This is a genomic window from Bradyrhizobium sp. SZCCHNR3119 (assembly GCF_032487775.1).
Taxonomy (GTDB): Bacteria; Pseudomonadota; Alphaproteobacteria; order Rhizobiales; family Xanthobacteraceae; genus Bradyrhizobium.
The window spans coordinates 3,424,127-3,437,890 of sequence record NZ_JAUEUV010000001.1 but is presented as its reverse complement, the minus strand read 5'-3'; the positions used below and the strand labels follow the sequence as shown (position 1 = coordinate 3,437,890).

At 63.7% G+C, this 13,764-nt stretch carries 15 protein-coding genes and 1 other RNA gene; 6 read left to right on the top strand and 10 right to left on the bottom strand.

The window, feature by feature from the left end:
* Positions 1–28: 28 nt before the first annotated feature.
* The 6 genes from QX034_RS15965 to QX034_RS15940 all read right to left on the bottom strand — a co-directional run bounded on the left by QX034_RS15965 (position 29) and on the right by QX034_RS15940 (position 4,521).
* The gene (locus QX034_RS15965; protein ID WP_315701624.1) at positions 29–952 is read right to left on the bottom strand and encodes a metallophosphoesterase; all 924 of its coding nucleotides are present in this window, start codon (positions 950–952) and stop codon (positions 29–31) included.
* Between the two features lie 88 nt (positions 953–1,040).
* Complete coding sequence (gene ruvB / locus QX034_RS15960) at positions 1,041–2,087, bottom strand: Holliday junction branch migration DNA helicase RuvB (protein WP_315701626.1); 1,047 nt, start codon at positions 2,085–2,087, stop codon at positions 1,041–1,043.
* On the bottom strand, positions 2,084–2,503 hold the full coding sequence (locus QX034_RS15955) for a cytidine deaminase (protein ID WP_315701628.1): 420 nt from the start codon (positions 2,501–2,503) through the stop codon (positions 2,084–2,086). Before QX034_RS15955 ends, ruvB begins: the two co-directional genes overlap by 4 nt.
* 45 nt (positions 2,504–2,548) lie before the next feature.
* Positions 2,549–3,166, bottom strand: a complete 618-nt coding sequence (gene ruvA / locus QX034_RS15950) for a Holliday junction branch migration protein RuvA (protein WP_315701629.1) — start codon at positions 3,164–3,166, stop codon at positions 2,549–2,551.
* The gene (gene ruvC, locus QX034_RS15945) at positions 3,163–3,690 is read right to left on the bottom strand and encodes a crossover junction endodeoxyribonuclease RuvC (RefSeq protein ID WP_315701630.1); all 528 of its coding nucleotides are present in this window, start codon (positions 3,688–3,690) and stop codon (positions 3,163–3,165) included. The genes ruvA and ruvC overlap by 4 nt, the downstream gene beginning before the upstream one ends.
* Before the next feature lie 84 nt (positions 3,691–3,774).
* Positions 3,775–4,521 carry a YebC/PmpR family DNA-binding transcriptional regulator gene (locus QX034_RS15940; protein WP_315701631.1) on the bottom strand — a complete coding sequence of 249 codons (747 nt, stop codon included), beginning with the start codon at positions 4,519–4,521 and terminating at the stop codon, positions 3,775–3,777.
* Positions 4,522–4,757: 236 nt separating this feature from the next.
* Here QX034_RS15940 and QX034_RS15935 point away from each other — a divergent pair, with 236 nt between their 5' ends.
* On the top strand, positions 4,758–6,458 hold the full coding sequence (locus tag QX034_RS15935; RefSeq protein ID WP_315701632.1) for a methyl-accepting chemotaxis protein: 1,701 nt from the start codon (positions 4,758–4,760) through the stop codon (positions 6,456–6,458).
* Between the two features lie 50 nt (positions 6,459–6,508).
* On the top strand, positions 6,509–7,933 hold the full coding sequence (locus QX034_RS15930; RefSeq protein WP_315701633.1) for a methyl-accepting chemotaxis protein: 1,425 nt from the start codon (positions 6,509–6,511) through the stop codon (positions 7,931–7,933).
* Here QX034_RS15930 and QX034_RS15925 read toward each other — a convergent pair whose 3' ends face one another.
* From QX034_RS15925 to QX034_RS15910, 4 genes are all read right to left on the bottom strand, one after another.
* Positions 7,934–8,758, bottom strand: a complete 825-nt coding sequence (locus tag QX034_RS15925) for a TIGR00282 family metallophosphoesterase (RefSeq protein ID WP_315701634.1) — start codon at positions 8,756–8,758, stop codon at positions 7,934–7,936. It lies immediately after the preceding gene.
* Between the two features lie 2 nt (positions 8,759–8,760).
* Positions 8,761–9,348, bottom strand: coding sequence for a 5-formyltetrahydrofolate cyclo-ligase (locus tag QX034_RS15920; protein ID WP_315701635.1), 588 nt, complete (start codon positions 9,346–9,348; stop codon positions 8,761–8,763).
* A gap of 92 nt (positions 9,349–9,440) precedes the next feature.
* A non-coding RNA gene (ssrS, locus tag QX034_RS15915) (6S RNA) lies at positions 9,441–9,601 on the bottom strand.
* A gap of 378 nt (positions 9,602–9,979) precedes the next feature.
* Positions 9,980–11,080 (bottom strand): IS4 family transposase, encoded by a 1,101-nt coding sequence (locus QX034_RS15910; protein ID WP_315701243.1) that lies wholly within the window; start codon positions 11,078–11,080, stop codon positions 9,980–9,982.
* 647 nt (positions 11,081–11,727) lie between these two features.
* Between QX034_RS15910 and QX034_RS15905 the strand changes: the two genes are divergently transcribed.
* The 4 genes from QX034_RS15905 (at position 11,728) to QX034_RS34035 (ending at position 13,502) form a co-directional block, all read left to right on the top strand.
* On the top strand, positions 11,728–12,183 hold the full coding sequence (locus QX034_RS15905; protein ID WP_315701636.1) for a DsrE family protein: 456 nt from the start codon (positions 11,728–11,730) through the stop codon (positions 12,181–12,183).
* A 152-nt stretch (positions 12,184–12,335) separates the two neighbouring features.
* A complete protein-coding gene (locus QX034_RS15900) occupies positions 12,336–12,617 on the top strand; it encodes a hypothetical protein (protein ID WP_315701637.1) in 282 nt (93 codons plus the stop codon).
* The gene (locus tag QX034_RS15895) at positions 12,596–12,970 is read left to right on the top strand and encodes a DUF6678 family protein (protein WP_315759775.1); all 375 of its coding nucleotides are present in this window, start codon (positions 12,596–12,598) and stop codon (positions 12,968–12,970) included. The genes QX034_RS15900 and QX034_RS15895 overlap by 22 nt, the downstream gene beginning before the upstream one ends.
* A gap of 193 nt (positions 12,971–13,163) precedes the next feature.
* Complete coding sequence (locus tag QX034_RS34035; RefSeq protein WP_409977524.1) at positions 13,164–13,502, top strand: DUF6438 domain-containing protein; 339 nt, start codon at positions 13,164–13,166, stop codon at positions 13,500–13,502.
* Positions 13,503–13,764: the final 262 nt, after the last annotated feature.

Genomic DNA, 13,764 nt, shown 5'->3' with positions numbered 1-13,764 from the left:
GAGCGGCAAGCGCAAGCGCTGGGACGCGCTAGGACACGGTGTCCGGCGGAGTGCCACCGACCGTCACCTGGACGATCTCCGGCGGCACGCCGATGCGAACCGGCATGATGCTGCAACCGAGCCCTCCGGACACGACCACGTCGCAGGCCATCTGCGTGTGGCCGTAGGCGAGCTTGTTGCCGTAGCGGGAGGGGACGATCGGCGCCCAGCCGAGCAGCCTCACCTGGCCGCCATGTGTGTGACCCGACAGCTGCAACGAAACCCGCTGCGGCACGTGCGCGGCAATGTCCGGCTCGTGGGCGAGCAGGACGATCGGCGAGTCGTCGGTCACCTTCCTGAGCGTGGTTGCGAGATCGTCGACGCCGATCCGGTTCACGGGACGAAAGCGGCGTGCCGGCATGTAGGCCAATTGATCGCCGAGGCCTGCAAGCCAGAACGGTTGGCCGTCCTTGACGAGCCGCACGGCATCGTTCTCGTAGACGGGAATTCCAATCGCTTCCAGCGCGCGCCGTGCGACCGTCGGTCCGCGGCCGGCGCGCTGCACCTCGTGATCGTCCCAATAATCATGATTGCCGAGGATGGCGTGAACGCCAAGCGGCGCCTTCAGGCCGGCCAGTACGGAGGCCCATGCGGGCGCTTCGATACGCTGGATGATGTGCCGATGACCGGCGACATAATCGCCGAGCATGACGATGATGTCCGGGTGCAGCGAGTTGGTGCGCGCGACGATCTCCTCGATGTGAGCCAGCGACATCCAGGGATCGCAGGCATGGAGGTCGGCGATCGCGGCGATCTTGAGCTGCAGGCGCTCGGGCCAGCGTGCCGGCTGGACGTGATAGTCCGCGACCTGCAGCCGGACCAGGGGTTCGACACCGACGCCATAGGCCGTCGTGGAAACTCCGGAGGCCGCGAACGCACCGGAGAATTGCAGGAAACGTCGACGTGTCAGCATGACTTATGAACCATGATCCCTGCGCGATCTTGTGCGCAGGGATTAAAGCCGATTTTGGGTGCGCTTTTGCAGATTCTCAGCAGTTTCGTTAATCATCCGCATCACTGCCGAACAATCCGAACTGCGCCGGATCGCGGTTGGGCTCGGCGAGGCCAAGATGCCGGAACGCGTGCGAGGTGAGCAGCCGGCCCCGCGGCGTCCTTTGCAGATAACCGCATTGGATCAGGTAAGGCTCGATGATGTCCTCGATCGCATCGCGCGGCTCGGACAGCGCGGCCGCCATGGTCTCGACGCCGACCGGACCGCCGCCATAGTTCAGCGCGATGGTCGAAAGATAGCGGCGGTCCATGGCGTCGAGCCCGGCGGCGTCGACCTCCAGCGCGCTCAGTGCATGGTCCGCAATGGCGCGATCGATCGCATCGGCATTGGCGGCGGACGCGAAATCCCGGACACGGCGGAGCAGCCGGCCGGCGATACGCGGGGTGCCGCGGGCACGGCGGGCGATCTCGTTGGCGCCATCGGCCGTCATGCCGACTTCCAGCACGCGGGCGCCGCGGGTGACGATCCTTTCCAGCTCCTCGACGGTGTAGAAGTTGAGCCGGATCGGAATGCCGAAGCGATCGCGCAACGGATTGGTCAGAAGCCCGGCGCGGGTGGTGGCGCCGACCAGCGTGAATTTCGCCAGATCGATCTTCACCGAGCGCGCAGCCGGACCTTCGCCGATGATGAGATCGAGTTGGAAGTCCTCCATCGCGGGATAGAGCACCTCCTCCACCGCGGGGCTCAACCGATGGATCTCGTCGATGAACAACACGTCGCGCTCTTCGAGATTGGTGAGCAGCGCGGCGAGATCACCGGCTTTTGCGATCACTGGGCCCGAAGTTGCACGAAAGCCGACGCCGAGCTCGCGCGCGACGATCTGCGCCAGCGTGGTCTTGCCGAGACCCGGCGGACCGACGAACAACACATGGTCCAGCGCCTCGCCGCGCTTGCGCGCGGCTTCGATGAAAATCGAAAGATTGGCCCGCGCCTGCTGCTGCCCGACGAATTCCGACAATTGCTGCGGGCGCAGCGCGGTGTCCCCGACATCGTCGGAGCGGCGCTCCGGGCTGACCATGCGGGCGGGCGGCTTCATTCGCTGCCGCGCTTGTACTTGTTGGGCAGAAGCTCTCCGATGCTCGTCACCTTCGGCTCGCGACCCTGGTCAGGCACGATCACGCGCGCCTTGGCGTCATAGTCATGGATCAGCTCGCGACAGATACCGCAGGGCGACACCACCGCGATCTTGCCGGGCTCGTCCGGCTTGGGATGGCGCACGGCGACGATGGTCTCGATACCGTGATCGCCATGTTCGGTAATGGCGCGGCCGATCGCGATCGCCTCGGCGCAGACCGCGATGCGGCCGATATAGGCGTCGATATTGACGCCGGTAACGATGCGGCCGTCGCGGGTGCGCATCGCCGCGCCCACTTCCTGCCAGTCGTTGCGATAGCGGTCGCTGATCACGGAGGTCGCGGCGTCGATCAGTTCCTGGTCTTCCTTACTCAGCATGATCGGGATCAAGTCCTTCATCGGTCGGCACTGGCCGACGATAGCCTATTTTGCGAGCTCTTTGAGACCGAGCCGGATCAATTGCGCCGTCTCGGCTTTGTCACCTGCCGTTCGGGTCGCCGCCGCGATCGCAGCCGCGGCCTGCGGCTGGCCGTAGCCGAGATTGATCAGGGCCGAAATCGCGTCCGCGACCGGCTGGGGCGCCCGCGCCTCGTCCAAGGCGCCGGACAGGTGGACCACGGCCGGATCGACGCTGGCAAGCTGCGGCGCCTTGTCCTTCAGTTCGGTCACGATGCGCTCGGCCACTTTGGGGCCGACGCCCGGCGTGCGCGCCACCGCCGCCTTGTCGCGCAACGCGATCGCATTGGCGAGGTCGGCCAGCGGCAAGGTCCCGAGCACGGCCAGCGCGACCTTGGCGCCCACGCCCTGGACCGTCTGCAGCAGGCGAAACCATTCGCGCTCGGCGTCGGTCCTGAAACCGAACAGCTTGATCTGATCCTCGCGGACATAGGTCTCGATCGAGAGCACCGCCGCCTCACCGGGCGATGGCAGCGCCTGCAAGGTGCGCGTCGAGCAATGCACCTGATAGCCGACGCCGCCGACATCGAGGATCACGAAATCCTCGCTATAGGAGTCGATCAGGCCCTTCAGCTTGCCGATCATAACCCCGCCACCTTCCTTCGCAGCGCCGCGCCCTGGCGATGGTGGGCGTGCGTGATCGCGATCGCCAGTGCATCGGCTGCGTCAGCCGAAGGCGGATCGGCCTTGGGCAGCAGCAGCTTCAACATCACGGCGACCTGGTTCTTGTCGGCATGGCCGGCGCCGACCACGGTCTTCTTCACCTGGTTCGGCGCATATTCGGAGACAGTGATGCCGTACATTGCCGGCGCCAGCATGGCGATGCCGCGCGCCTGCCCAAGCTTCAACGTGGCGACGCCATCCTTGTTGACGAAAGTCTGCTCGACGGCCGCTTCCATCGGACTGAACTCGCCGAGCACGCGGGCAAGTCCCTCATGGATCGCAAGCAATCGGCCCGCCAGCGGCAGATCGTCAGGAGGCTCGACAGAGCCGCAGCCGATGAAGACCAGACGATTGCCCTCGCTCTCGATCACGCCCCAGCCGGTCCGGCGGAGGCCGGGATCGATGCCGAGAATACGAACGGGTGAGCGAATCGGCTGGACGGTCATGCTGTAGTGATAGCGTCCGTCCGCCTGAAGCGAAACATAAACAGAACGGATGACGGCCGGTGTGCGCCCTTGGTCAACAGAACGCTAACCGCCCATCTTGGCCATCAGGGCGTCCGAGATGTCGAAGTTCGCATAGACGTTCTGAACGTCGTCATGCTCGTTCAAGAGATCCATCAGCTTGAGCAGCTTTTCGCCGGTCTCGTCGTCGACGGCGACCGTATTCTGCGGCTTCCAGGTCAGCGCCGCCTTGCGCGGCTCGCCGAACTTGGCCTCCAGGTTCTTGGCGACCTCGCGGAAGTTCTCCGGGGAGGCATAGACCTCGTGGCCGCCTTCGCTCGACACAACGTCGTCGGCTCCGGCCTCGATCGCTGCATCCAGCATAGCATCGTCGGAGGCGACACTGGAATCGTATTCGATGATCCCGACCCGGTCGAACATGAAGGACACCGAGCCGGTTTCGCCGAGGTTGCCGCCGGATTTGGTGAAATAGGAGCGGATGTCCGAGGCGGCGCGGTTGCGGTTGTCGGTCAGCGCTTCGACGATGACGGCGACGCCGCCGGGTCCATAGCCCTCATAGCGGATCTCTTCGTAATTCTCGCCCTCGCCGCCGAGCGCCTTCTTGATCGCACGCTCGATATTGTCCTTCGGCATGTTCTCGGCCCGCGCATCCACGATGGCGGCGCGCAGGCGGGGGTTCATGGCCGGATCCGGCGTGCCGAGCTTGGCCGCGACGGTGATTTCGCGGGCCAGCTTGCCGAACAGTTTGGACTTCATCGCATCCTGCCGGCCCTTGCGATGCATGATGTTCTTGAATTGGGAATGGCCGGCCATGCGAAGTCTCTTCGGAATCGTCTGGGGAATTGGGGGAGCGCGGCCTTATAGGCCGGCGATGATCAAAATCAAAGATGGTAGTGCAGAGGTATTTTAGTAGAGCTTCTCTGAAGCCATTGTTAACCATCAGATGCAAGGATGGATCCTCAGCCGTCAATGCATACAAGAGAGCCCCGATGCCGTTCGCGTGGTTCGGAAGAGGCGCGCCGAAGCGCGCTGCACCGGTGGAGGAAATCATGGCACCGCCGGCAGCCCCAGCGCTGGACTCGCGTGGCCAGGCTGAGGCCGAATCGGCCAAGGCAATCCTCGAACTCCTGGAGCTGGAACTCGGCGGCATGATCCGCCAGCTCGAACGCGCCGCAAATTCGGTGGCGAGCGGCGCCGAGGCCACCGCCAGCACCCTCACCGATATCCGCACGCGCGCCGATGCACTGACCCAACGCAGCAGCGCCGCGCAAGGGACCGCGGCAACTTTCGCTGAAGCCGCGGAGAAGGTCACCCGGTCGGCGCACGACATCGGCACCCAGGTCCGCGGCGCCGGCGCGCTCGCCGATCAGGCGAGCGCTGCCGCCCAGGAAGCCAGGGCCAATGTCGACCGCCTGCGGGAGTCCTCGGCTGCGATCGGCAATGTCGTCAACCTGATCGCGCAGATCGCCCGCCAGACCACGCTGCTGGCGCTCAACTCCACCATCGAGGCGGCCCGTGCCGGCGAAGCGGGCCGCGGTTTTGCCGTGGTCGCCACCGAGGTCAAGGCGCTGGCGGTGCAGACGCAGAATGCGACGGAGGAGATCACCAAGAAGATCGAGGCACTGCAGAAGGACGCGAACGGCTCGGCCGACGCCGTGCACCGGATCGCGCAGGCCATCGAGGCGATCCGGCCGGTATTTGCCAATGTCGACGGCGCAGTCGCCGAGCAGAACCAGACCACCGGCGAGATCTCCGACAACGCCACCCAGGCGTCGGGCTTCATCGCCTCCGTGGTCGACAGCGCATCCGAGATCGAGGGGGCGACCAAGCAGGCCGAAAGCTACGGCGAGCGCGTCAGCAGCGCGGGCAAGGCCGTCACCATGTATGCGCAGAAACTGAAGGCCCGCGCTGCGGTGCTGCTGCGCCAAGGGCAAGGCGAGGACAAGCTGTCGAGCCAGCGCCTGCCCTGCCATCTCAAGGTCGAGATCAAGCTCTCCGGACGTACAATCACTGCGCCGGTCTACGAGATCGGCAATGACGGCATCCTGATCACCGGGCCCGATGCAAGCCGACTCGCCGTCAACGAGCGCTTCGGCGGAGTCTTGGAAGACGTGGGTCCCTGCACACTGCGTATAACCGAGCAGACAAAGGCCGGCGCGCAGGCGCGGTTCGAGGCGAACACGCCCGATCTGCGCGAAAAGGTCGAAGACAAGCTGTGGGCGCTCCGCGAGGAGAACAACGAATTCGTCGCGCGCGCGATGGAGGCCGGGACCGAGCTGACCAGGATGTTCGAGAGCGCGGTCGCCCGCGGCGAGCTCTCGATGGATGACATGTTCGACGCCGACTATGTCGAAATCCCCGGCACCAACCCGCAGCAGCACCGCACCAGGATTCTCGACTGGGCCGACCGCGCCTTGCCGCTGTTCCAGGAAGCCTTCCTGGCCAAGGACCCGCGAATGGCGTTTTGCGTCGCCATCGACCGCAACGGCTATCTGCCGGTCCACAACAAGATCTACTCGCATCCGCAGCGGCCGGGCGATGTCGCCTTCAACACCGCCAACAGCCGCAACCGCCGCATCTTCAACGATGCCGCCGGCCTTGCCGCCGGCCGCAACGAGCGGCCTTATCTGATTCAGAGCTACGCGCGCGACATGGGCAACGGCAACACCGTGATGATGCGCGAGATCGACGTGCCGATCCGTGTCCGTGGCCGCCATTGGGGCGGCTTCCGGACGGCTTACAAATTATGAGTGCGAAAAGACCAGCCATATTTTTCACTTCATTCTGACGGAGCCTTACGATGTCGCTCGCGCAGCGCGTGTTCCTGGAAACTGCGGACGCATCCTCCGGCGCCGAACGCCTGATCGACGAGCTCGCCAACCGCATCGGCGGGCTCGGCGTCGAGCTTGCCGACGTCGCCGGCAACGTCCAGGAGGTCGCAAGCCGCGTCGCCCACCAGTCGGAGCGCTTCGGCCATCTGCAGAACACGGCGCAGACCATGGTCGCCGCCAATCACGACATCGCCACGGCGTCCCAGGCGGTGCAGACGGCAGCTTCCGCCGCTGTCGGCGAGATCACGCAGTCGCGCACGGTGGTCGAGACCGCGGTGAAGCACATCTCGGAGCTGATCGAGGCGGTGGACCGGATCGAGAACCGGCTCGGAGCGGTCGGCTCGGCGCTGTCGCAGGTCGCAAAAGTCTCGGTTTCGATCGAGGCGATTGCGAAGCAGACCAACCTGCTCGCGTTGAACGCCACCATCGAGGCGGCCAGGGCCGGCAATGCCGGGCGCGGCTTCGCCGTGGTCGCCAGCGAGGTGAAGAGCCTGGCCGAAGCGACCCGCCAGGCGACGCAGCAGATCGGCGATACGCTGCGCGGGCTCGATGGCCAGATCAAGGGCCTGCTCGGGGAGAGCGGGGAGGCGTCCTCGCGCGCCAAAAATGCCGGCGACGGCGCCCAGCGGATCGAGGACATCATCGCGCGGGTGCAGAACGGCTTCACCCATGTCGGCCAGGAGATCGACGGGGTCGCGCGCGCCGCGACCTCCAATCTCGCGCATTGCGACATGGTCATCACCGAGCTCGCCGAACTCGCCAAGGGCGTCGATCGGTCCTCGATCGAATTGAAGCAGGCCGACAGCCGGATCGCCAAATTGCTCGACCTGTCGGAAGGCTTGATCGCATTGATCGCCGAAAGCGGCGTCGAGACCGCGGATGCACCGCTGATCCGCACCGTGGTCGAAACCGCGAAGGTGATCTCAAGCGCGTTCGATGCGGCGGTGGAGCGCGGCGAGATCACGGTGGCGCAGCTGATGGACGAGAACTACCGTGAAATTCTCGGCACCGATCCCAAGCAGTACCTGACCGACTATGTCGAATTCACCGATCGGATCTTGCCGGCCATCCAGGACCCGATCCAGAAATCAGATCCGCGGATCGTGTTCTGCGTCGCCTGGGCCAAGGGCGGCTACCTGCCGACCCACAATCCGAACTACCGCCTGCCGCAAGGCTCCGACCCGGTCTGGAACAACGCGAACTGCCGCAACCGCCGGCTATTCAGTGATCGCGCAGTCAAAAAGGTCGCCGAGAGCAAGCGGCCGTTCCTGCTGCAGACCTATCGGCGCGACATGGGCGGCGGCCAGTTCGTGCTGATGAAGGATCTGTCGGCCCCGATCTTCGTCAAGGGACGGCATTGGGGCGCCTTCCGCATGGGCTTCCGGCAGAGCTGATCAGCTCCCCCAGAACTCCGGCGCTGCCGGAGAGAGCCGGCCGCCGATCCGCACCGGCGCCACCTTCACCGCAAGCCCGGTCGCATCGTCGGTCTCGACGGCGACGCCGCTCAGCGTCGCCGCTCCCGCCGCAGGCTCGAACCGAGCCGAGGGAATGCCCGAGGTGAAGCGGCGCAGCGGCTCGTCCTTCTGCATCCCGATCACCGAGTCATAATCGCCGGTCATGCCGGCGTCGGTCATATAGGCCGTGCCGCCCGGCAGGATCTGGTGATCGGCCGTCGGAACATGGGTGTGGGTGCCAACGACCAGGCTCGCGCGTCCATCGCAAAAATAGCCGAGCGCCTGCTTCTCGCTGCTCGCTTCGCAATGCACGTCGACCACGATTGCATCGGCCGCCTCGCGCAAGGGACAGGCATCGAGCTGGGCGCCGATCCCGGCGAAGGGATCATCGAACGGCGTCATGAACACGCGCCCGATCGCATTGACCACCAGCGCGCGGGCGCCGGTCTTGGTTTCGACCAAGGCGGCCCCACGGCCCGGCGTGCCGCGCGGAAAATTGGTCGGACGCACCAAGCGCGGGGCGCGCTCGATGAACACCAACGCCTCGCGCTGGTCCCAGGCGTGATTGCCGAGCGTGATCGCATCGGCGCCGGCGTCGCACAGCTCCTGATAGATCGCTTCGGTGATGCCGAAGCCGCCGGCGGCGTTCTCGCCGTTGACGACGACCAGATCGAGCGCCCAGGCGCGGATCAAACCAGGCAGATGGTCCGAGACGGCGGTGCGGCCGGCCCGGCCGACCACATCGCCGACAAAGAGAATTCGCAAATCTATGTGCTCCGGAAGTCGAATGTCTGAGCTTCGGTTAGCACATAATCCAGCGCCTCGTCGTGGGCTAGTGCCGGCACCAGCGGGATTTCCTGCACGGCAAAGGCAAGGCCGACTCCGATCACGTGCTTTGCCTTCCGCAGATGCGAAAAGGTGTAATCGTAGTAGCCGCCGCCATAGCCGATGCGATGGCCCAAGCGATCGAAGGCGGCGAGCGGCACCAGCATCACGTCAGGCGCGAGTTCGGCTGCGGCCGGCGACGGCTCGGTGATGCCGAGCGAGCCGAGCACCAGACGGTCGCCCGGCGCCCAGGCCCGGAATAGCAGCGCGTGTCCCCGAGCCGTGATCGCCGGCAGCGCGAGCCGGGCGCCCTCTTCCGCAAGCTTGAGCATCAGCGGCATCGGATCGAACTCGCTCCGGATCGGCGCATAGCCCGAGACCACCGTGCCGGGCTGAATGGCAAAGGGCAGTCCCCGCGCCGCGATCGTCTGCGCCGCGGCCGTCCGCTCCTCGTTGCTCAACGCGTCCCGCGCCGCGAGCGCTGCGGCGCGCAACTCCTGCTTGGAATGCTGAGCCGCCTTCGACGGCATGCAACGTTATCTCCGCTGGAAGCCCAAAGCGGGCGATCGAACCTCGCAGAAACGCAGGGGATCAGCAACTGAAGGGAGCACGGGAAGGAAAGCGCGAAGCCGCGGACGCCGTTGAAGCGCTCGATCCCGGAGTTCCCTACGAAAGTAGGTGGGCACCATATGTCCGGATCCACGGACCCGGCCAGGGACAGTTCCCTAAAGGATCGATAAGGCCCCGGGGATATATGGCTCCTGACGCGCGCCACAGCTTCGCCGACCCAATGTAACAACGACCTCGCCGCTTCGCCAGCGGCGGCCGGCCAGTCTGTGCCCACAAGTTGGAAGATTTTCGTGGACGGCTTCACATTTCAAACGGCGATCAGAGCACACGCATCGACACTCTCGCGACGCAATTTGCGCCCGAGCTTTGCAATTCGTCACCCTCTTCCTGGGAAGAGGGCACAGGGAAGGCCGCATAGGCGTTAAGGTAGCGCGAGCATCGATTGATACTTGCGTTTTCGAGGAGGCTCGCGAAGGTGGCGCCCCAACGCGCGTTTTCTGCGGCGCAAGCAACGGATGGTTGGTTGTGGAATGATTGCTTGCAGCAAGGATGCAACGAGCTGCTGCAGGACCCGCCAAGCGCCAGGCGTCGTTAAGCGGCCTGCGTCCAGTGGGGAGAGTCCTCGAAGTCGCTGGCAAGCGGCTCGAGCAACAGGATGATCAGGAGGTGGGCCAGCAGGTAGGGCTTGGCAGAGCGCGGATCGGTTCCTGGCGGCGTCTTGAGGCCAATCAGACTCTTCAGTCGCTTGAACCCAAGCTCGATCCGCCATCGCAATCGATAGAGCGCAAGCACATCTTTGGTGGAGAACTCGTCCCGCGCGAGCGACGTGATCAGAATGACCCAATCCGCAGCCTCCAAAGTTTCTTTGGAGATGATGCGGTTTTCATCTTTTGCGTCTTGCCGGGCTTTACGCCGAGAAGCAGCAGCCGCACCGGTGGGCTTCTTGATTGCGACCAGACGCATAGCCAGAGGCGCGCCGCCCTTGCGCTTGATCCAAATCTCCCGATCGACCAGTCCGCGCGCCTTCGCGGCACGCAATTGGGCCATCAGATCGAACGGAAGGCCTTTGGCGTCAAGCCAACGTGCGTTCTTCCAGCCCGCTCGGATCAAAACGTCGGCCCCGGCTTCGCGGACGGCCGCAATGCGGTCAGGTTGCAGATAAGCGCGGTCAGCAATGCGGATCTCGTTCTTGACCACTGGTATCCGGTCAAACGTTTCGCCCTCTTGCTGATCTGTCAGCTCGAAGTGACCAAAGCGCTCATAGGGCAGATCAAATGCGCTATGAACGCGCCAAAGCTCACTGTTCTTGCGCGCAGCCGGTCCCGCCTGAGGCACTGTCGTCGCATCGATGATGCGGATCAGGCGGCCTTGGCTCGCCTTCGGAGCTGCCGCAGCGAGCAAGCCCTCCACCAGCACCGCAAACCAATCACCACATTGACGCAGCCGATAGAACAACGCCACGCTGGTGAGGTCGGCAAGGCCAACAGAAGCCGCCCATGCGGCTGTCGATCTCAGCCCTCTTTCACCCAAACAATAGGCCAGCATCAGCCGAAGTAACGTCACCGCATCTGGAATCTGCCGCCGACGCGCGAAGGCCTTCGTCTGGCGCGCAGTTTTCTCGAGCTGCGCAGCCCCGCCCAGCTGCGCAACCACTCTCGTCCAGTCCTCGTTCAGGAGCGATTCGTCTGCCATCCCCTGTTCGAATCACGGCGGATTCCAACACTCAAGCATAAACTTAACGCCTATGGGGAAGGCCGGGTGCTGGCCGCACCCGCGGTTCGCGTGCAGAAGAATGCACGCGGCAGAACCACAGGTCCGGACCGGACAACCGGCCTTCCCTGTGCGATGGTTTTAACGCTTATACGCGCTCTCCTCGGGGACCGGCGTTCTTGCCCCCGTCGGCCGCTGGACTCGACAAGCCGAACGACCTTGGCACCAGCACCGGGATGCCAGGACCACGCGATTTCGCGTCCGCCGCCATATCAGTCGTCTTGCGCAATAGCGCCGGATATGAGGACGTCCACCGCATCCCGCGCCCAACGTTCGTGACGATCGCGAAGCGCCCCTCTCATGAGCACGGGACGCACCAAAGATCGTCCTGATTTGCCCGACACGACAAGGCGCGTAGCGTGCGACACGTTGGCACGACGGGCAATTCGCGCATGGCGGACATGCACGCAGCAAACCGACATCGACGTGGTGCGCAGCCCGAAAGGACGCGATCCCTCCATTGAAGATCTTCGGCCCTAGCCGTAACAACGCGGGTCGGCTGAGATTTACCGATACGACATCGTACAACAATGACCCGTCCACGCTCTGCCCCACCATGGAGATATGGCATGCGCTCCGTCCTCCAGACGCTCACGGCCGCCTGCGCCCTTCTGGTCGCGGCCCTCAGCCCCGCCCTCGCCGCCGACGCCAAACCCCATCGGGTGGCCATCCAGGTCGATCAGAACGATCCGGCCGTGATGAACCTCGCGTTGAACAACGCCACCAACATCATGGAAACATACAAGGACAAAGGTGAAGAGGTCGAGATCGAGCTCGTCGCCTACGGTCCTGGGCTGAACATGCTGCGCGACGATACCTCGCCGGTCAAAGACCGGATCAAGCAGATTGCCGAGCTCAGCTTCCCGTCCCGCATCAGATTCTCCGCCTGCAACATCACCAAGATGGGCATGGAGAAGCGCGAGGGGCACCCCATCGCCATCGTGCCCGAGGCGAGCCTGGTGCCATCAGGCGCCATCCGGCTGATCGAACTGCAGGAAAGCGGCTGGAGCTATCTGAAGCCGTGAGGGCGAGCGCCGCAGCTTCTCTTCCGACATTATCGCGTAAAGCTGCCGTAGGGTGGGCAAAGCGCCACCTTCGGTGGCGCGTGCCCACGATTACAGGCTATATTGATGAGGATTGCGTGGACACAGCGCATGGAGAGCCAGGACATCGGCACGTGAGCAAAGATAAGCAAAAAAAGCACATGCGAGCTATGGAGTTCTTGCGCAGCGTGAATGCCGAACGTCCCGCTCTGCAGAGCGGGATGCTGATGATCAACGGCAAGAAGCTGGCTCCGGTGATCCGCTATTGCGTGGAGCGCGGTTTGGCGAGAGTTCGGCGCAAACGCCTTGGCAAGAATTCAGGCGTGACGATCTTAGACACCGGCCTGAACGATCATCATGCCATGGAGGCGACTGCCCCTCCTTCAAGGCAAGGATGTCCGAACTTCATCCCGTGATGAACAACACGAAATGGAGAGAATTTCGGACTGCCCTGCTCGAGATCGAATCCGCAACAACTTATCGAACCATGAGCACCAACGGATATTACGCACCGCCGGATGCCGACTGGTTTTATCACTTTCAGGAGGGCGGATACGATGACATTCGATACGTGGATATATTCGCGACCGACAAATCTCACCGCCAAAAGATTCGAAGCGCACTCAAAAAGATCCATCTGCAACGGACGATGGTTTCCGGGTGTATGGATACGTTCCGCCCGGGCAGTCCGTCGACTATCTGTAGCTACCGTAGGGTGGGCAAAGCGCCACTTTCGGTCGCGCGTGCCCACAATCAGAGCCTGTATTAATGAGCAACACGTGGGCACGGCACCTTTGAGTGCTGGAACGTGGATGTGTCACGAACACGCCTTTGCCCAACCTACGCTGCTGTCCATGGCCCGGCTATCGCGTTTAAGCCAAGAGCAGACAAACAGCTGTCACCGTTGAATGGCGCGTTGGCGGAAGTGAAGAGCCCGCGCGGAACTTTGGGGGGCTGCGGTCATGAAAGCGCTGCTACTTACTACCGTCCTGGCGGCCTCGTCGCCACCCGAGACCATCACCTATCATGCAACGGCCTGTCTTGGTTCATGTCCGGTCTACACCGTAAGCGTATCGAGTGATGGGAAAGGCAGTTACAAAGGCGAGAGCCATGTTGCTGTATCCGGAGAACGCTCTTTTCAGGTGAGTCCATCCGAGTTCGAGGCATTCCGTTCGCGTCTTGCACGCTACCGCCCGAAACAAGGACAAGATGTACTTGTCCGACCTGGCTCTGCTCTCTGCCTCGAATACGCGACCGACGCCCCGTCCATTGAATTACGTGGTCGTCGGAAGGACACCTAGATGAGCACCTCTATTATTCTGGCTGTCTCAATCCAAAGGTGCCTGCGGAGATGTGGAGCTCATTGGTACGTGCAACAGGCAGTCTTCCTATCGCTCGCTTCGTGGGCTCAAGACATCAACGATGACCGCGACCTTGTTCCGCTTAGAGTCCACAGCAAGCAAGGGGAGCAAAGCGCCACCGTCATGTAGCCCGGGTGAGCGAAGCGACATACGGGGGGCCGCGCGGGCGGTCCCGCGTGTCGCTTCGCTCACGCGGGCTACG

Coding starts and splice junctions, on each gene's coding strand:
- QX034_RS15965 (WP_315701624.1), bottom strand. CDS start 952: ATGCTGACACGTCGACGTTTCCTGCAATTCTCCGGTGCGTTCGCGGCC.
- ruvB (WP_315701626.1), bottom strand. CDS start 2,087: ATGAAGCCGCCCGCCCGCATGGTCAGCCCGGAGCGCCGCTCCGACGAT.
- QX034_RS15955 (WP_315701628.1), bottom strand. CDS start 2,503: ATGCTGAGTAAGGAAGACCAGGAACTGATCGACGCCGCGACCTCCGTG.
- ruvA (WP_315701629.1), bottom strand. CDS start 3,166: ATGATCGGCAAGCTGAAGGGCCTGATCGACTCCTATAGCGAGGATTTC.
- ruvC (WP_315701630.1), bottom strand. CDS start 3,690: ATGACCGTCCAGCCGATTCGCTCACCCGTTCGTATTCTCGGCATCGAT.
- QX034_RS15940 (WP_315701631.1), bottom strand. CDS start 4,521: ATGGCCGGCCATTCCCAATTCAAGAACATCATGCATCGCAAGGGCCGG.
- QX034_RS15935 (WP_315701632.1), top strand. CDS start 4,758: ATGGCACCGCCGGCAGCCCCAGCGCTGGACTCGCGTGGCCAGGCTGAG.
- QX034_RS15930 (WP_315701633.1), top strand. CDS start 6,509: ATGTCGCTCGCGCAGCGCGTGTTCCTGGAAACTGCGGACGCATCCTCC.
- QX034_RS15920 (WP_315701635.1), bottom strand. CDS start 9,348: ATGCCGTCGAAGGCGGCTCAGCATTCCAAGCAGGAGTTGCGCGCCGCA.
- QX034_RS15910 (WP_315701243.1), bottom strand. CDS start 11,080: ATGGCAGACGAATCGCTCCTGAACGAGGACTGGACGAGAGTGGTTGCG.
- QX034_RS15905 (WP_315701636.1), top strand. CDS start 11,728: ATGCGCTCCGTCCTCCAGACGCTCACGGCCGCCTGCGCCCTTCTGGTC.
- QX034_RS15895 (WP_315759775.1), top strand. CDS start 12,596: ATGTCCGAACTTCATCCCGTGATGAACAACACGAAATGGAGAGAATTT.
- QX034_RS34035 (WP_409977524.1), top strand. CDS start 13,164: ATGAAAGCGCTGCTACTTACTACCGTCCTGGCGGCCTCGTCGCCACCC.